Source organism: Pseudomonas sp. Irchel 3A7 (genome assembly GCF_900187565.1).
Taxonomy (GTDB): domain Bacteria; phylum Pseudomonadota; class Gammaproteobacteria; order Pseudomonadales; family Pseudomonadaceae; genus Aquipseudomonas.
The window spans coordinates 271,222-288,807 of record NZ_FYED01000007.1 but is presented as its reverse complement, the minus strand read 5'-3'; the positions used below and the strand labels follow the sequence as shown (position 1 = coordinate 288,807).

The window sequence follows — 17,586 nt, the reverse complement described above, 5'->3', positions numbered from 1 at the left end:
ATGAGCTCATCCGTCTCACCCCCCACACAGCAGACGCCCCCCCATCAGGACGCCATCGATGCCCTGATCACTCAACTGAACATCGGCCCCGACTTGAGAGACGTGGCGGCCGTGTTGCTGCGCCAATCTTTGCAAAAATTGTATCCGGCGCTGGATTTCGACCCAAGCATTCTCATGGTCGGCACGCCCTCATGGGAAATCTTCGATGATGAAATCGTGCCCGGCCCCACCCACTATCAAGCGCTGACTGAAATCCTCGCCAATCAGACGGTGCTCGCAGTGCCGGCCCTGTACATCGAGGGTGAGCACTTCCTGACCCAACAGCCGATTACCAAACCGGCCATTCATTTGCCGGTGCGGATCGACGAAATTGCCAACATGATCAATTTGCTCGCTCCTGTGATGCTCAAGGCCTTTCAGGAGCAGCAACTGGAGTACTGGAACAACGCCGAAGGCAGTTCCGGTCCGCGCTGGCACGAGCTTTCGAACACACTGCGGAGTTTTTGGAATGTCGATCAAGTCACCGGGTGGAACGAAGATGACTGCAGCATGGCACGCACCTTGTTCCGCACACCGGACCTGACAACCCTTGAAGTCGTGGATCCGTATAAAAGCAAAGCGTATCTGGTTGCTATTGACCTGGTAGACGGTGAGAACACAGTACATCTGGACGAGATGTCGATCGCCGTTCTGGTCGGTACCCATCAGAAGAAAACCTCCGTCCTGACCCACTCGTTGCTCAAGGGGTATGAAAAATTCGACTCCCTGGAACAGTTTGGCGCAACGCTGCCCGCCCACGTAAATGTGGCACCAGGTCAGGAAATCCAGTGGCAGTTAGTGGAGGTCAGCGGAAACTATTTCGACCATCTGGCTTGCATGCTGGTATCTATCCAGATTGCCATTATCGGTGCTCTTGATTTCTCCCCCCTCAGACACACTCGCCCGCACAAACCTCGCCTCGCCCCTGATGTGGATGTTAACGAAGCCAAAACAGCAGGTCCGAAGCTTGATTGGTACAAGGACGCTCTCCCTGACTGGCTCAGCTCCGCTTCCCTCCCGGATTTAAACAACTACTCCCGGCACTTGAAGGATCTGGCAGTGTTGCACAGCCAGAATGAAGGCAAGACTTACCTGGAAGACATCCTGCCCATCGAGCAGTACGCCCTCGACGTGCTGACCGCCCAAATGAAAAGCGACCATCCAGACGAACCGCAGCCGGATCTGGCCACGATTGAAATTCGCGTCCGGAATCTTGTCATTTGGGGAACATTCGTCGTCCCCGGTAAAGTCGAGACTTCCACATTCAGCGTGGTTGATCTGGCGCTGCAGAACCTCATCGCCCTCCCCCTCGGAGACAAGTCCATTCTCTCCACCAACGGCAAGCCGCTACCTGAGTGGATGACCGTAGAGTATGTGGAAGGACTCGTCAGCAAAGCGAATATCGGTAGCACCTACCCGGCCCTGATCAAGGAAAAACTGCTTGATGACCCGAAAGAATCGACGCGCCGACAAGCCTTGTACGCCCAGCACCTGAAGATCCAGTTACCGTTGCTGGCCTTGCAATGCAAGATTCGCGAGGAAGCCGGCATCGACGCACGCGGGTACCGTTATGTCGCTGCCGTGATGGAGTCCGAAATCACTGATCGTGTGGTCGAAGGTCAGACCATCGTGATGCGTGCTCTGGCCTTTGTCCCGAAGCGTCGAACAGGTGGCGCCGAAGACGAAGTCGCCAACATGTTCGTGATTGGCCCCCAGGACACGACGGCCGGCCCATGCCTGCTGTATCGGCCAATGCTGGATCAACCATTGACCCAATACCCTTCTCTATTCAACTTGTTTTACGCCATTCAGCAATCCGTCAGCCTGCGCGAATCGGTGCTGGCGTGGCTGCCGGACGACAGTCGCAGCGACTATACCAATTACGTTTTCCCAGGTTCTCTGCCATCACCCTGGGCTGTTGTCGAGTTTCTGGCGGATCCCATCAAACTCGTGGCAATGACCGGGCCAATAGCCCTGGGAGGAAAGGCCATGGAGGGCGATCTGTGCGCGGCCCTGTTCAAGGCAAACGCAAATGCCCTGGTTGAGCTCGCCGATCGTCAATCGGTATCAAACACCGAAAGCCGGTGGGCCAGTTTCAAGCGGGCCGGCTGGATGTTGTTCAACGCAGTCCTGCCCTTTTTGGGGCGAACCATCGGTATGGGGGCCTGGATCTGGCAGATCATGGACCAGCTTCAAGAACTGCATGACGCGAAAGAACAAAACGACAATCAGGCGCAATGGGCAGCCCTCGCTGATCTATTGCTCAATCTCGGGATGGCGATCACGTTGCATATCGCCACTCAGGACACTTCAGGCAAACACCAGGCGAAGAACGAGCCAGCAGTTAAACCCACCTTAACCAAGGCACCCGTGGTAGAAAAAACCAGTGTTAAACAACTGACCAGTAGCGCCTCCCATGAGACACCCAGCCCTCAGCAAACCCTGAACATCAATGGAGCGGTAAATCGAACGCCCATTACATTGGCTAAGGTTCTGGACCGCTTCAAAATTACCCGACCTGCAAGTATCGGTACTGCTCATGCCGAGGCAGACGTCCATCGGCATCTCTACAGTGCCAACAAGAAATGGTATGCCCCCGTGGGGGAGAACTGGTACGAGGTCTCGGCGGATGAAGACGGTAACGTCACGATCATTGACTCCACACAACCCACACGCTCAGGCCCGGCCCTGATCAACAATACGAAGGGTGAATGGTTTATCGATCCCCGTCTGCGTCTGCGAGGCGGAGGGGTGAAAAGCCATTCCAGGACAGCTCAGGCTCAAGCCACCACAAAAGCTCAGGATCTGCGTACAAAACTGGCTGCATTCGAAAGCGGCAAAGCAGCCGCGCAAAAAGAGCTGCAACAGGCCCGCCAAGCAATGATCGATGCCGACACCGAGACCGCTCAAGCCAAGCGTCTGCTCTACCTGCAGAAGCTGGAATCCCAGCAAGAGGACTACGCAACAGCGCTGAAAAATCTCAAGACTTTACATGTCTTTTCACCAACGGCGGACTATCAACAGAAGTCGCTGAGCTACCTGAACGCTCAGCTCGAACTCATTCATGCCGGCATTCGAGAAAGGCTCACCACCTTCACCCCCAAAATGCGAACTGTCCTGGATCACATCAATCGTCAGGCCGAAAACCCACAAGAGCGTCATATCGAAGACGCGAGGCAAATGTGTGTGATGTCCCAAGACATGATTGCGCGCCTGGACAATATCCAGTCGCGGGTCAGGGAACTCAAGGGTTTTGGAAAAGAAGGGCTACACTTGAGCCAGCAGACCCTCCAGCATCTACCCGTATATAAAGCCGATGATCTCAAGGCGCTCCAGGTGACACTGGCGCGCAATCTATGCCTGCCCAAAACTACGCTCGCCACGATGGCCGACGCCTGGTCCACCCTGGACAACATCGTCGATAAGGCCGACATGGCCGTTCAAGTCTTGCGAGAAACATTGGATGAACGCAGTGTGGCCCGCCTCGACGAACGAATCGACACCCTCAACAACCTGATTGAACAATTCAACATCATTGACGAACGCCTGCAGGATTTCCAGACGATGTATTCCAAGGATGTCCTTGAAGAGCCGCTGAAAAGCCTGCGCCACCAGCTCGATGAGTTCAAAGACCGCGCCGCGCGCAATCTGGTGCTGGTAATCGAAGAAAGAGATGCGATACGCGCTCTACCCTCCGCGCCTCTGTTTAAGCCAAGGCCAAAGAAGGTATTTATCAAGACGCGTTATCACGGCGTTCTCATCGGGCAACCACGTCTCACCGCGCAGGGTTTGGAGACTGACCTGGTGGATATCACCTCCCCACTCACCGCAAAGGTCATCGCAACGTTCCACCGCAAAAACTCGGACACCTGGGTTGAGCACGTGGAAATCGCGGCGGCCAGCAACGCCATTGCGGATCTGCAACCCAGCATCAGTGAAGGCCAGGCCTTGCTTGACGAGCTGCCAGCGTTCAAGACGCGCATGACCGAATTACTGAAACAGCCAGGGCGTTCACCTGGCGGTGTGGAGTTCCTGTTTCACCAGCACGCGACTCAACTGGAACGGGCCAGCAAAAAAATCGAGCAAGCGCTGACCGACAGCAATGCCACCGAGAGCAATGGCACCGAGAACAGCAGCGCAAGTTCGGCCGCCCAAGTGAATAAATCACTCACCGACGCCGCACAGGATCTCTATCAACAAGCCACCAGCAACATGCTGAAGTTGACCAAACAGCAAGCACCCACCCTGGCGGGCATTGAATGGTTAAAAAACAAGCAAGAAATAAGCATCACCAAAACCGTCGATCGACGGCGCCTTAAAGGTGGCAAGATCCAGTATCTGGACGAATACACCATCAGTGACAAGAAAAGCCGCGAGATCCTCTGGTATGCGCATTTTCTGTATTCCACTTCGTGGGTGCCTGCCAAAGCCTTTCTCTACGCACGTTTGAAAACCCCAAAAGAGCAAAGCCTGGGTATGAGCGCCGACACCCCTGAAGGGCTCAACAGTTCACAACGTCTGGCCTATTACCGCAGCATGATTGGTCTGGAGCAGGCTACGCAGTTGTTTTTCAATGCGGGTACAGAAAACAAAAGTTGTGAAGTCTGCTGACATCCAGCGCCCTTGCCGTCGAGAACGCTCAAAACTCCGCAGGAGCCGACTTGCCGGAGATCAAGTCAACGCAGTGTACTAGTTACACTGCGTTATCGAACTTCGCCAGCAAGCCGACTCCTGGAATCGCCCATCCCGCCAGAACGGCTGGCTTTAAGTTTTTATCGGAGAAATACAGAATTCTCCGTTCTTTAGCTCGGAGACCGGCGCTCCATCTCGCACCTTAATATGAAATTTCCCGGTGACCGGGGAGTCATCAAAATAGACCGTTAGTGCTCCGCTTTTCGGATCATATACTTGAGAGTCATGGATGCAGAGAACCAACGCATAGGGGTGTGGTAAAACAATTTCCTTCCCGAGATCCTTCTCGTCAATTCTTATGAGGAATCCCTCTTTTACATGGTTTCCATCTTGTGAACCAAAGATCACTTGAACAGCACCATTATTCAAATTTAAAGATTGCGCCGGATAGATTTTACTCACGCCATCCACTTCTACCGTAGCCTCTCCAACTTCTTTTGGCGCATGCGCGGATTTATTGCTCAGCCATTTTTTAATATCCTTCATCTTCATTTCGTTCACCTTTTAAAATTAATGAACAACCTGATATGTAACGATCGAAAACCTAGCTCACAGTTAACGCAGGGTCAAATTTAAAGCCGCAAATAAACTATTATTTAACCACTCTAAAAAAATCCGACGAAATACTAATTCCACCCATCTAAACTGATATTAATGACAGTGGGCAAACTCGCTAAATATCTATAAATTTAAATGGCGAGCAGCCACATCTTGAATACTGTGCTATTTCAACCCGGCACAAAACTTGCCTTTCGTTGCGTATATTCAGTAACCGGATGCTTACATGCTCCACTCCCACCTCACCACCCTCAACGCCGTCTCCCTGATCCTCAGCACCTTCAAGGCCGAGGGCCTGTCGAGCGAAGCGCTGCTGGCCGGCAGTGGCATCAGTGCGGCAGACCTCAGCCGGGCCGACACGCGCATCACGACCAATCAGGAGATGCAGGTCTGCGCCAACGCCGTTGCCCTCAAACGCGACATCGGCCTGGAGCTGGGGCGGCGCATGCACGTTTCGTCCTACGGCATGCTCGGTTACGCATTGCTCACCAGTGCCACCTTCGGTGACGCATTACGTTTGGCGATGCGTTATCCGGCACTCCTGGGAACACTGTTCGAACTGAGTCTGGAAGACGACGGCGAGCGCGTCTGGTTCGTCGCCGCCGATTACCGGGAGAACCCGGCGCTGGCGGTGTTCAATGCCGAGTTCTGCCTGGTCTCGCTGAAAGTCATCTGCGACGACTTGCTCGGTCACCCGCTGCCGCTGCTGGCCGCACGCTTTGAACATGCCGCACCCGATTATGAATCGACTTACGCCGAGCACTTTGATTGCCCGCTGCACTTCGGTGCGCGGGACAACGCCTTTGCCTTCGACCAGCAGTGGCTAGACCAACCCTTGCCACTGGCGGATGTCATCACCCATCAGGCCATGGCTGAACGCTGCCGCAAGCAGAACACCGAGTTCACCGGGCGCCAGGCGTGGCTGGGGCGGATTCGCCAGCTGCTCAGGGCGCAATTGAATGCGGCACCGGGGCTTGAAGGCCTGGCCGAACAGATGAACTGTTCCGCGCGAACCTTGCGCCGGCACCTCAAGGATCTGGGCTGCAGTTATCAGGAGTTGCTCGACGAATTGCGTTTCGAACAGGCCAAGCAAATGCTTTGCGAGGATCAACTGCCGATCTACCGGATTGCCGAGGCGTTGGGCTTCAGCGAAACCGCGAGTTTCCGTCATGCGTTTGTGCGCTGGAGTGGTGTGGCGCCCAGCCAGTTCCGCCCTCACTGATCATTCATGTGGGAGCGAGCCTGCTCGCGAAGGCGTCGGATAATCCAACCTCCTAGGCGACTGATGCACCGCTTTCGCGAGCAGGCTCGCTCCCACAGGTTGTGCATTCCATGCCCGGTTCGGGTGTTCAGCCGTGCCAACAAGGGGCGAATTTCGGTCAAATGTTTTGGCCACATTAATCCCCTTTTGGCCTTTCCTGCCGTTCTCCAAAACCGTCTGCGCCGCAAGACTGTGTTCAACCGAATCAGCCTGCGGAGAACAAGAAATGCTGACGATCTACTCGGACGATCACCACCTGCACCACGGCCGTTGTGAATTGATCGACGGGCAACTCAAGCCCTGCTTCGAGATGCCTTCACGTGCCGACCATGTATTGGCACGGGTGCAAAACCAGAACCTCGGTCCGGTAGAAGGACCGAAGGATTTTGGCCTCGAACCGATCGCGCGCATCCACAGCCGCGACTACCTCGACTTCTTCAAAGGCGCCTGGGCCCGTTGGACCGAGTTCAACACCGACGGCGACTTGCTGCCCTACACGTGGCCGGCCCGTACCTTGCGCCGTATCAAGCCCGCCAGCCTGCACGGCGAACTCGGTTACTACAGCTTCGACGGCGGCGCCCCCATCACCGCCGGCACCTGGCAAGCAGCATACAGCGCGGCGCAAGTGGCGCTCACCGCTCAAGCGCAAATCCAGCGCGGCGCCCACAGCGCCTTCGCCCTGTGCCGTCCACCGGGACACCACGCCGCCGGCGATTTGATGGGGGGTTATTGCTACCTCAACAACGCCGCCATCGCCGCTCAGGCGTTCCTCGATCAGGGCCACAAAAAGGTCGCGATCCTCGATGTCGACTACCACCACGGCAACGGCACCCAGTCGATTTTCTACGAGCGCAGTGACGTCTTGTTCACCTCGATCCACGGCCACCCGGAAGCCGAGTTCCCATTCTTCCTCGGCTATGAAGATGAGTTGGGCGAAGGTCCCGGCGAGGGTTTCAACTTCAACTACCCGCTGGCCGCAGGTTCGGGCTGGGACATCTGGAGCGCGGCGCTGGAGCAGGCCTGCAAAGAGATCGAAAACTACGGTGCCGACATCATCGTCGTGTCCCTGGGCGTCGACACCTTCAAGGATGATCCGATCTCGCAATTCAAGCTCGATAGCCCGGATTACCTGGCCATGGGCAAGCGCATTGCCGGTCTTGGCAAACCAACGCTGTTCGTGATGGAAGGTGGCTACGCCGTTGAGGAAATCGGCATCAATGCCGTGAACGTTCTCGAAGGTTTTGAAAGCGCCCAGGGGAAATAACAACAATGAACAGACTCAAGCGTTTTATCGCGCCAGCGTTATGCGCCACGGTACTCAGCGGCGCTGTGCATGCCCAAGAGCGAACGTTGCGCGTCTACAACTGGTTCGACTACATCACCCCCAAGGCCCTGGAAGACTTCAAGGCGCAGAACACCCAGACCAAACTGGTCTACGATATCTTCGACACCAACGAGGCCCTTGAAGCCAAATTGCTGACTGGCAACTCCGGCTACGACGTGGTGGTGCCATCCAACGTGTTCCTCGCCAAGCAAATTGAAGCCGGTGTGTTCCAACCGCTGGACCGCAGCAAGTTGCCGAACTGGAACCACCTCGATCCCAAGCTGATGAAACTGATCGAGGCCAATGACCCTGGCAACCAATTCGCCGTGCCCTACATGTACGGCACCATCCTGATCGGCTTCAATCCGGACAAGGTCAAAGCCGCATTGGGCGCCGACGCACCAGTGGACAGCTGGGACCTGATCTTCAAGGAAGAGAACATCAGCAAGCTCAAACAGTGCGGCGTCGCCCTGCTCGATTCGCCATCGGAGATCCTGCCCCTGGCCCTGCAACACCTGGGCCTGGACCCCAACAGCAAAAAACCTGCGGACTACGACAAGGCAGAAGCGCTGTTGATGAAAATCCGTCCGTACGTCACCTACTTCCATTCCTCCAAATACATGGCCGACATCGCCAACGGCGACATTTGCGTCGCAGTCGGTTATTCCGGCAGCTTCTCCCAGGCCGCCAATCGCGCCAAGGAAGCCAAGAACGGCGTGATTGTCGACATGCGCCTGCCCAAGGAAGGCGCGCCGATCTGGTTCGACATGCTGGCCATTCCGAAAGGTGCGAAAAACACAGAGGACGCCTACACCTTCATCAACTATTTGCTGCAACCTCAGGTGATCGCCCCAGTCAGCGACTTTGTCGGCTACCCGAACCCGAACAAGGACGCCACAGAGTTGGTCGACCCGGCAATCCGCAATAACCCGAACCTGTACCCGACCGAAACGACGATGAGCACGCTCTACACCCTGCAACCGCTGCCGCGCGATGCCGAGCGTGCGCGGACCCGGGCCTGGACCAAGATCAAGTCCGGGACTTGATAACAAGCACTGTTGCACTGACGACCATGACCTGTGGGAGCGAGCCCGCTCGCGAAAGGGTCGGTACATCCGCCGCCAAATCTGCTGTGGTTGGAATACCGTCTTCGCGAGCAGGCTCGCTCCCACAGGAGTTACGCTTTAGTGACCCCACGCCGAACGCAACCGCACCAATGCCGCCTGAATGTCAGCGTCCGGCACAGCGGCGAACCCCAACACCAGACCGGCACGCTCATCTGCTGGCCGGGTCGAATCCGGTAGCCAATAGCTGCTCAACGCATTGATCTCAACCCCCACCGTCTCGGCTAGCGCCACCAACTCACGTTCGCGAGCCACGCTCTCGACCGGAACTGTCAAATGCAGCCCGGCTGCCACACTCGGCAGACTGCCCAAGCCGGGGATATCTTTTGGCCAATCCGCCAGAAGGGTGTTGCGACGACTCAGAGCAGCCCGCCGCATCCGCCGGATGTGCCGCTGAAAATGCCCTGCCGCCATGAACTCGGCCATCACCGCTTGAGTGCTGACTTCCGAGTGCCGTACGTCCACTGCGCGGCGTTGCGAAAACGCATCCACCAGTGGTGGCGGCAGCACCAGATAACCCAGGCGCAACGCTGGAAAAGCAACCTTGCCGAAGGTCCCGACGTACAAAACCCGCCCCTGACGATCGAGTGCCGCCAACGGCGCCAATGGCGCGCCGCTGTAGCGATACTCGCCATCGTAGTCGTCCTCGACGATCCAACCTTGGGTGCGCTCGGCCCAGGCGAGCAATTCAAGGCGGCGCGCCAGGCTCATGACCACACCGGTCGGGTACTGGTGCGAAGGTGTGACATAGACCAGACGACAGTCATTGAGCGCTGACAATTCGGCGCAATCGATGCCCTCGCTGTCCACCGACACGCCGTGCAGGTGCGCCCCGGCCACCGCGAAGGCATGACCGGCAGCCCGATACCCCGGATTTTCAATGGCCACCCCATCGCCGGGCTCCACCAGCAACTGTGCACAAAGGCTGATTCCCTGTTGCGCGCCACTGGTGATCACAATTTGCTCAGCTGTGCACTGCATGCCGCGGGAACTGCGCAAATAAGCCGCGATCATGCCCCGCAACCGCGCATCGCCGGCCGGGTCGCCATAACACAGCTGTTGTAAATCCGGTTTGCGCCAGAAAGCCGCATTCAGCTTGGCCCACACCTCAAAAGGAAACAGATCGAATGCCGGAACACCCACCCTGAAAGCACGAGGCGGACCGCTCGGTGGCACAGGTAAATGGTTCTTTTCAACACGTCGTAAAGCACCGCTGTGGATAACTTTGCTGGATGAAACTACAGGTAAATCCTGCCATTTTGTGGATAAGGCTGTGGGTAAGCCTGTTGACAACCCTGTGGATACTTTTGTGGATAGTTTTTTCCCAGGCATCGCGCTTTGCGGCAACTGCGCGACATAAGTCCCGTCACCGACCCGCCCCTCGATAAAGCCTTCTGCATACAGCTGATCGTAGGCGCGCACCACGCTGTTGCGCGAAATCGACAGTGCCGCGGCCAGATCCCGGCTGGCCGGCAAACGCGTGCCGCTGGCCAGTCGTCCGTCGAGCACCCGTAAACGCAATGCCTGATAGAGCTGACGGCTCAGACCCTGGCGGCGATCGAGTTCGATGCCGGCCGGGTTGAACGACAGGGACAGCGGCTCGCTATTCATGTTAATGGACCTATGAAATTGGTCATTAATGGCTCTTACAACAGACCAATAGCATGCCTAGGATGCAGGCATTCGCCAAGGAAAATTTCACCATGTACACGCCCCGCGCTTTTGCCATCGATGAGTTGTCCCAACTGCACGAACTGATCCTGGCCACCCGCCTCGCCATATTGGTAACCAACGGCGAACACGGTTTGCAGGCCAGTCATGTACCCGTGCTACTCCATCGTGAACAGGGCCCGAACGGCACGCTGTACGGGCATCTGGCCAAGGCCAATCCGCAGTGGAAAGACCTGCGCGACGGCGCCGAAGCCCTGCTGATTTTTTCCGGTGCCGATGCCTACGTCAGCCCGGGCTTTTATCCGAGCAAGGCCGAGCACGGCAAAGTCGTCCCGACCTGGAACTACGTCGCCGTACACGCCTATGGCCGCGCCGAAACATTCAGCGATGGCGGACGGCTGCTCGACATCGTCAGCACCCTGACCGATCGCCATGAGAGCAGCCGTGCCCAGCCCTGGAAAGTCGCCGATGCGCCCGCCGATTACATCGACGGCATGCTCAAGGCCATCGTCGGTTTCGCCGTGCCGATCGAACGCCTGGAGGGCAAGCGCAAGCTCAGCCAGAACCGTAGCACCGCAGACATCGCCGGTGTGCGCGGAGGGTTGGCCGCCAGCCCTGACGTGCACGATCAGGCCCTCGCCCACTTGATGCGTTAAGGAATGAACATGAGTCAGATCGAGATTCGCCCGGTCAGCGCCGACGACCACGGCGCCTGGCTGCCGCTGTGGCAAGCCTACCTGCGCTTCTACAACACCGAACTGCCCGAAGCCGTCACCCAAAGCACCTGGCAGCGCCTGCTCGACCCGAGCGAACCGACCCACGCCGCCCTCGCCTGGGCTGACGGCAAAGCGGTGGGCATGGTGCATTTCATCTACCATCGCTCGAACTGGAGCATCGAAAATTCCTGCTACCTGCAAGACCTGCTGGTAGAACCGCAAACCCGTGGCACCGGCGTCGGTCGCCTGCTGATCGAACACGTCTACGCTACCGCCAAGGCCGACGGTTGCTGCAAAGTGCATTGGCTGACTCACGAAACCAACGCCACAGCGATCCAGCTCTACGAGCGCATCGCCGAACGCCCCGGTTTCATTCAGTTTCGTAAAGCCATCTGAGGCTCAAGGAGAACAACATGTCGACTTCACTCGCCGATTGGAAAGGCGTTCCGGCACCCTCGGTGCAAACGATCGAAGGACGCTTTATCCGCCTGGAAAAACTCGACCCGGCGCGCCACGGCGACGATTTGTTCAAAGCCCTGCAAGGCCCCGGGGCCGACCCCAAGCTCTGGGACTACTTGCCGTACGGCCCGTTCCCGGAACGCAGCGCCTTCAATGACTGGCTGAACAACCACGCCGCCAACAGCGACCCGTATTTCTTCAGCGTGATCGACCGCGCCAGCGGCGAGGTGCAAGGCATCCTCAGCCTGATGTCCATCGTCCCGGCCCAGGGCCGCATCGAAATCGGCCACGTCACCTTCGGCGCCCCGATGCAGCGCTCGCCGAAAAGCACCGAGGCAGTGTATCTGCTGGCCAAGGAGTCCTTCGCCCTCGGCTACCGTCGCCTGGAATGGAAGTGCAACAACGGCAACGCCCGCTCCAAATACGCGGCTGAGCGTCTGGGCTTCACTTTCGAAGGCGTGTTCCGCCAGCACATGGTGGTCAAGGGTCAGAACCGGGATACGGCGTGGTATTCGATTCTGGACTCGGAATGGCCGGCGATTGCCGCGGGGTTCGAGCAGTGGTTGAGTGATGAAAACCAAACGGGGTCGGGGCAACTGAAAACGCTGACTGAGTGCCGTGGATAATCTTCAGCGCCTGGATGTACGCCTTCGCGGGCGGCGTTCCGACTTGCCCGCGAAGCGCTTTTCAACACAGCCCGACATCAATCTGTAAAAACCATCCGCTATACAGGACGCCCCGCTTATAACGAAACGGACGTCCAAAATGCCCTTCTCGCCCCAGCGCCTGGCGCTCGTCATCGCTCTGTCGATCAGCACCGGCACCCTCGCGGCACCGTATAAAACCGTGCAGATCGATACCGCCACCACCACAGCGCAAACCCTGGGTGGCGCTGACACGTTGACGATTTCGGCGCCGGGCAGCATTACCAATGCCGGCAAGGCCGTCAGCCTCAAGGACGGTACTGCCGGCGCCGGGGTGGTGATTGATAACGCGGGGCAGATTGTTTCTACCGGTGGCCGGGCGATTGACAGCAGTGGCGACCTGACCCAGGCGCGCAACTACAGCATTTACAACCGCGCGGGCGGGCAGATTCTGGGGTTCAACGATGCGCTGCGCATCGACAGCAACTTCGTCAGCGGCAGTCTGTTGATCGATAACAGCGGCATCATCCGCTCCACCACCGGCCAGGGCCTGGACCTGGATGCACTGCGCAGTGCCGGGGTCACGACCACGATCATCAACCGCGCGGGCGGACTGATTCGCGGCGATGCCAGCGACGGCATGAAGACCGGTGCCAACGCGACCATCACCAACTACGGCGAGATCTCCACCGGCGATTCACACAATGCCGACGAGAAGTTCGACGGTGTCGATATCGACTCGGCAACTGGCGTGACAGTGACCAACTACGGCAACATTTCCGGTGGGCGTCACGGCATCACCACTGATCTGGGTGCGACCCTGACCAACTTTGGGCACATCACCGGGCGCAACGGCTCCGGTTTCGGCTCCGATGGCGATGGCACGGTGATCAACCACGGCATCATTACCGGCGCCTATTCAGGGTTGCAGCCAAATGGCGACGGCGATGGCGTAGACATCGACAAAATCGCCCATATCGAAAACTACGGCACCATTCAGGGCGTCGGTGCCGGTGGTGTGGACAAGGCTGGCTTCGCCAACGGCAGCGAAGGCATCGCACTCGGCGGCGGCTATATTCTCAACGCCAGCGGCGCGCTGATCAGCGGCGCCGACAGCGCGATTCTGGTGGATGACGGCAGCGGCGGCTCAGGGTTGGCGGCGACCACCCTGGAGAACTTCGGGACCATCCAGGGCCTCAATGGCTTCGGTGTGAAATTCGTCGGCGAGTTCGCCGACAGCGTGACCAACGGCGGCACCATCAGCGGTAGCAACGGCCTGGCGCTGGACCTCGGCGGCGGCAACGACAGTCTGACCCTGCGCAACGGCAGCCGTTTCATCGGCGCAGTGGATGGCGGCAGCGGTTACGACCGTGTGGTGATGGACGACGCGGCGGGCGGCAGCTTCGGCGGCAGTCGCCATTTCGAATGGCTGGAGGTCAAGCAAGGCGCCTGGACACTCACCGGCAGCGGCGACTTCAGCGACGGCGGCGCCGTGCGCAACGGCGCAACCCTGATCAACCACGGCAGCATTGCCGGCAGCCTGACGGTGGATGCCGGCGGTGTGTATGCCGGGGGTGGTTCGGTGGGCAATCTCGACGTCAATGGCACCTTGCGAACCGACACCGGTCTCGGCACGGCAACCATCGTGCACGACCTGAGCATGGGCCGCGCATCGACCCTCGCCTATGGCGTCAATGCCGACGGCAGCAGCGCCCCGGTGCAGGTCGGCGGCACAGCCAACCTCAATGGCGCGACCCTGGCGGTCAATCCCGGCAGCGGTACCTATCCGTGGCAAAGCCACTACACCGTGCTGCAAGCCGCACGCATCAACGGCACGTTCGGCACGGTCACCAGTAACTACGCATTCCTCACACCAACGCTTGCCTACACGCCAACCCAGGTCGATCTGACCTATACCCGTAACGACGTGGCCTTCAATGAATTCGCCGTCACCGGCAACGGCAGCAACGCTGCCAACAGCCTGGCGTCACTGGGCAGGAACAACGCGTTGTATAACGCTTTGTTGAACACCACCAACGCTACAGCCGGCGCGGCGATTGAACAACTGAGCGGTGCCAGCAATGCCAATCTGACCAGTGCGACACTCGGCGCCAGCAGTCAGGTCGGCGCCAGCATGCTTTCGGCGATGCAGCAAATGGGCGGCAGCCCGGGCCTGATGGTCGGTTTGGATCAACGCGACACGCCGATCCTCGCCGCCAATGGCGTACCGTCCGAAGCCCGCCATTTGAACGACCCGAATGCTCGCGGCCGTCTCTGGCTGCAGGCCATCGGCGGTTACGGCAAGCTGGACGGCGAACACGGCAACAGCGGTCTGGAACAACGCACCAAAGGCAGCGTGTTGGGTGCGGATTGGTCGCTGAATCCACAGTGGCGCCTGGGTGTGCTTGGCGGCTATTCGAAGACCGATCTGGATGCCACGGGCGCCGACGGCAATGTCGAGAGCTGGCATGCCGGTGTTTATGCGCAACATCAAAACGGCCCATTGGCCCTGCGCCTCGGCGCGGCGTACAGCGGCCATCAGGGCGAGAGCAAACGCACCATCGCATTCAATGGTTTCAGCGACCGCCCCAAAGGCGACTACGACGCCGACAGCCAGCAGGCTTTCGCTGAACTCGGCTACGCCATGGGCAGCGGCCGGCTCAGTGCCGAGCCGTTTGCCAGCCTCGGCTACCAGCGCTACCACCGTGACAGTTATCAGGAAAAAGGCGGCGCCGCCTCTCTGCACGTCGATGGACAAACCCAGGACAACTTCAGCACCACCTTCGGCCTGCGCCTGGCACACCTGAGCAGTCTGGATAACGGCATGAGCCTGACCCCGCGTATGACCGCGGGCTGGAAACACACCTACGGCGATGTCAGCAATTCAACCCGGCAGGCATTTGTGACGGGTGGCACGGCGTTCAGTGTCGATGGCGTTTCGCTGGATCGGGACAGCCTGGTGCTGGAGGCAGGGCTGGATGTGGGCATTTCGGCTCGTCATTCGCTGGGCATCGGATACAGCGGGGAAATCGGCAACAACAGCCGCAATCACGGTTTGATCGGGCAGTGGCAAATGAGTTTCTGATCGCTGAATCAATGCAATACCTGTGGGAGCGAGCCTGCTCGCGAAGGCGGTAATACATTCAACATTTGTGCAGGCTGACACTGCGCATTCGCGAGTAGGCTCGCTCCCACAATTAACCCGCGTTTCTTCAGTGCAAAAAAAAGGGGAGCACATGCCCCCCCGAGGTTTAAAGCGTTGTATCGAGGTTGTTAATTCAACCTTCGATCTCGATCAGGATTTCGCCAGGGTTGACCCGGTCGCCCTTGGCCACGTGAATGGCGGTGACTTTACCGGCGATGGCAGCCTGGACTTCGGTTTCCATCTTCATCGCTTCGGTGATCAGCACGGCCTGGCCCGCCTTGACGGTGTCGCCTTCCTTGACCAGCACGTCGACGATGTTGCCCGGCATGGTGGTGCTGACGTGGCCCGGCGCAGTCGCTTGCTTGCGCTTGCTGCTGCCGCCGCTGACGAATTCGTTGAGCGGTTCGAACACCACTTCTTCCGGCATGCCATCGATGGACAGGTAGAAGTGACGCTTGCCTTCAGCCTTGACGCCGACACCAGTGATGTCGACGCGATAGGTTTCACCGTGAACGTCGATGACGAACTCGGTCGGCACGCCTTCACCGCCGGCCGAGGCAACACCGCCGGCTTCAGGAATCGGCAACAACACTTCCGGAGTCAGGGTGCCGGCGGCACGCTCTTCGAGGAACTTGCGGCCGATATCCGGGAACATGGCAAAGGTCAGCACGTCTTCTTCAGACTTGGCCAGGGCACCGATATCGGCACGCAGCTTGGCCATTTCCGGCTTGAGCAGGTCGGCCGGGCGAACGTCGATCACCTCTTCGCTGCCAATGGCCTGGCGACGCAGTTTCTCGTTCACGGCGCCTGGCGCCTTGCCGTAGCCGCCTTGCAGATACAGCTTCACTTCGTTGGTGATGGTCTTGTAGCGCTCGCCGGCCAGCACGTTGAAGAACGCCTGGGTGCCGACAATCTGCGAGGTCGGGGTCACCAGCGGCGGGAAGCCGAGGTCTTCGCGAACACGCGGGATCTCTGCCAGCACTTCGCTCATGCGATTAAGGGCGCCCTGCTCTTTGAGCTGGTTGGCCAAGTTGGAGATCATGCCGCCCGGAACCTGGTTGACCTGTACGCGGGTATCGACGGCGGTGAATTCGCTTTCGAACTGGTGGTACTTCTTGCGCACGGCGTAGAAATACAGGCCGATTTCCTGCAGCAGTTCCAGGTTCAGACCGGTGTCGTACTCACTGCCTTTAAGGGCGGCGACCATCGACTCGGTACCCGGGTGGCTGGTGCCGGAGGCGAAGCTGGAGATCGCGGTGTCGATGTGGTCGGCACCGTTTTCGATGGCCTTGAGCTGGCACATCGCGGCCAGGCCGGCCGTGTCATGGGAGTGGATAAACACAGGCAGCGACTGCTCGGCTTTCAACGCCCTGACCAGTTCGCCGGTGGCGTATGGGGTCAGCAAACCGGCCATGTCCTTGATCGCCACCGAGTCGCAACCCATGGCTTCCATTTGCTTGGCTTGTGCCACGAACGCATCGATGGTGTGCACCGGGCTGGTGGTGTAGGCGATGGTGCCCTGGGCATGCTTGCCCGCCGCTTTCACCGCTTCGATGGCCACGCGCAGGTTACGCACATCGTTCATGGCGTCGAAGATGCGGAACACGTCGATGCCGTTGACCGCGGCCTTGGCCACGAAAGCCTTGACCACATCATCGCTGTAGTGGCGGTAGCCCAGCAGGTTCTGGCCGCGCAAGAGCATTTGCAGACGGGTGTTAGGCAATGCCGCGCGCAGCTGGCGCAGACGCTCCCACGGGTCTTCCTTCAGGAAGCGCACGCAGGCGTCGAACGTGGCGCCGCCCCAGCATTCCAGCGACCAGTAGCCGACTTTGTCGAGCTTGTCGCAGATCGGCAGCATGTCTTCGGTGCGCATGCGGGTCGCGAGCAGCGATTGGTGGGCGTCGCGCAGGATGGTGTCGGTTACGTGAATCTTCTTGCTCATTGTTCTATTCC

At 58.6% G+C, this 17,586-nt stretch carries 11 protein-coding genes; 8 read left to right on the top strand and 3 right to left on the bottom strand.

The window, feature by feature from the left end:
• Positions 1 to 4,650: a dermonecrotic toxin domain-containing protein gene (locus CKW21_RS14270; protein WP_095194596.1), complete on the top strand. Its 4,650-nt coding sequence runs from the start codon at positions 1 to 3 to the stop codon at positions 4,648 to 4,650.
• A gap of 153 nt (positions 4,651 to 4,803) precedes the next feature.
• Here CKW21_RS14270 and CKW21_RS14265 read toward each other — a convergent pair whose 3' ends face one another.
• Positions 4,804 to 5,223 (bottom strand): hypothetical protein, encoded by a 420-nt coding sequence (locus tag CKW21_RS14265; RefSeq protein ID WP_095194595.1) that lies wholly within the window; start codon positions 5,221 to 5,223, stop codon positions 4,804 to 4,806.
• Between the two features lie 292 nt (positions 5,224 to 5,515).
• On the opposite strand from CKW21_RS14265, the gene CKW21_RS14260 reads away from it, so the two are divergent.
• The 3 genes from CKW21_RS14260 to CKW21_RS14245 all read left to right on the top strand — a co-directional run bounded on the left by CKW21_RS14260 (position 5,516) and on the right by CKW21_RS14245 (position 8,920).
• Complete coding sequence (locus tag CKW21_RS14260) at positions 5,516 to 6,511, top strand: AraC family transcriptional regulator (protein ID WP_095194594.1); 996 nt, start codon at positions 5,516 to 5,518, stop codon at positions 6,509 to 6,511.
• 265 nt (positions 6,512 to 6,776) lie between these two features.
• Positions 6,777 to 7,814 carry a histone deacetylase family protein gene (locus tag CKW21_RS14250; protein ID WP_095194592.1) on the top strand — a complete coding sequence of 346 codons (1,038 nt, stop codon included), beginning with the start codon at positions 6,777 to 6,779 and terminating at the stop codon, positions 7,812 to 7,814.
• 5 nt (positions 7,815 to 7,819) lie between these two features.
• Complete coding sequence (locus CKW21_RS14245; RefSeq protein WP_095194591.1) at positions 7,820 to 8,920, top strand: polyamine ABC transporter substrate-binding protein; 1,101 nt, start codon at positions 7,820 to 7,822, stop codon at positions 8,918 to 8,920.
• Positions 8,921 to 9,058: 138 nt separating this feature from the next.
• On the opposite strand, the gene CKW21_RS14240 is transcribed toward CKW21_RS14245, so the two are convergent.
• The gene (locus tag CKW21_RS14240) at positions 9,059 to 10,609 is read right to left on the bottom strand and encodes a PLP-dependent aminotransferase family protein (RefSeq protein WP_095194590.1); all 1,551 of its coding nucleotides are present in this window, start codon (positions 10,607 to 10,609) and stop codon (positions 9,059 to 9,061) included.
• 92 nt (positions 10,610 to 10,701) lie between these two features.
• Between CKW21_RS14240 and CKW21_RS14235 the strand changes: the two genes are divergently transcribed.
• The 4 genes from CKW21_RS14235 to CKW21_RS14220 all read left to right on the top strand — a co-directional run bounded on the left by CKW21_RS14235 (position 10,702) and on the right by CKW21_RS14220 (position 15,573).
• Entirely contained in the window at positions 10,702 to 11,325 is a 624-nt protein-coding gene (locus CKW21_RS14235) for an FMN-binding negative transcriptional regulator (protein WP_095194655.1), read from the top strand.
• Positions 11,326 to 11,334: 9 nt separating this feature from the next.
• Positions 11,335 to 11,781 (top strand): GNAT family N-acetyltransferase, encoded by a 447-nt coding sequence (locus tag CKW21_RS14230; RefSeq protein WP_095194589.1) that lies wholly within the window; start codon positions 11,335 to 11,337, stop codon positions 11,779 to 11,781.
• A 17-nt stretch (positions 11,782 to 11,798) separates the two neighbouring features.
• Positions 11,799 to 12,470, top strand: a complete 672-nt coding sequence (locus CKW21_RS14225) for a GNAT family N-acetyltransferase (protein ID WP_095194588.1) — start codon at positions 11,799 to 11,801, stop codon at positions 12,468 to 12,470.
• Between the two features lie 139 nt (positions 12,471 to 12,609).
• Positions 12,610 to 15,573: an autotransporter domain-containing protein gene (locus CKW21_RS14220; RefSeq protein WP_095194587.1), complete on the top strand. Its 2,964-nt coding sequence runs from the start codon at positions 12,610 to 12,612 to the stop codon at positions 15,571 to 15,573.
• Positions 15,574 to 15,766: 193 nt separating this feature from the next.
• Here the strand turns inward: CKW21_RS14220 and oadA are convergent, their stop codons facing one another.
• A complete protein-coding gene (oadA, locus tag CKW21_RS14215; protein WP_095194586.1) occupies positions 15,767 to 17,575 on the bottom strand; it encodes a sodium-extruding oxaloacetate decarboxylase subunit alpha in 1,809 nt (602 codons plus the stop codon).
• Positions 17,576 to 17,586: the final 11 nt, after the last annotated feature.

What these genes read in the sequence shown, in the direction of transcription:
- CKW21_RS14270 (WP_095194596.1), top strand. Translation starts at nt 1, where the DNA reads ATGAGCTCATCCGTCTCACCCCCCACACAGCAGACGCCCCCCCATCAG.
- CKW21_RS14265 (WP_095194595.1), bottom strand. Translation starts at nt 5,223, where the DNA reads ATGAAGATGAAGGATATTAAAAAATGGCTGAGCAATAAATCCGCGCAT.
- CKW21_RS14260 (WP_095194594.1), top strand. Translation starts at nt 5,516, where the DNA reads ATGCTCCACTCCCACCTCACCACCCTCAACGCCGTCTCCCTGATCCTC.
- CKW21_RS14250 (WP_095194592.1), top strand. Translation starts at nt 6,777, where the DNA reads ATGCTGACGATCTACTCGGACGATCACCACCTGCACCACGGCCGTTGT.
- CKW21_RS14245 (WP_095194591.1), top strand. Translation starts at nt 7,820, where the DNA reads ATGAACAGACTCAAGCGTTTTATCGCGCCAGCGTTATGCGCCACGGTA.
- CKW21_RS14240 (WP_095194590.1), bottom strand. Translation starts at nt 10,609, where the DNA reads ATGAATAGCGAGCCGCTGTCCCTGTCGTTCAACCCGGCCGGCATCGAA.
- CKW21_RS14235 (WP_095194655.1), top strand. Translation starts at nt 10,702, where the DNA reads ATGTACACGCCCCGCGCTTTTGCCATCGATGAGTTGTCCCAACTGCAC.
- CKW21_RS14230 (WP_095194589.1), top strand. Translation starts at nt 11,335, where the DNA reads ATGAGTCAGATCGAGATTCGCCCGGTCAGCGCCGACGACCACGGCGCC.
- CKW21_RS14225 (WP_095194588.1), top strand. Translation starts at nt 11,799, where the DNA reads ATGTCGACTTCACTCGCCGATTGGAAAGGCGTTCCGGCACCCTCGGTG.
- CKW21_RS14220 (WP_095194587.1), top strand. Translation starts at nt 12,610, where the DNA reads ATGCCCTTCTCGCCCCAGCGCCTGGCGCTCGTCATCGCTCTGTCGATC.
- oadA (WP_095194586.1), bottom strand. Translation starts at nt 17,575, where the DNA reads ATGAGCAAGAAGATTCACGTAACCGACACCATCCTGCGCGACGCCCAC.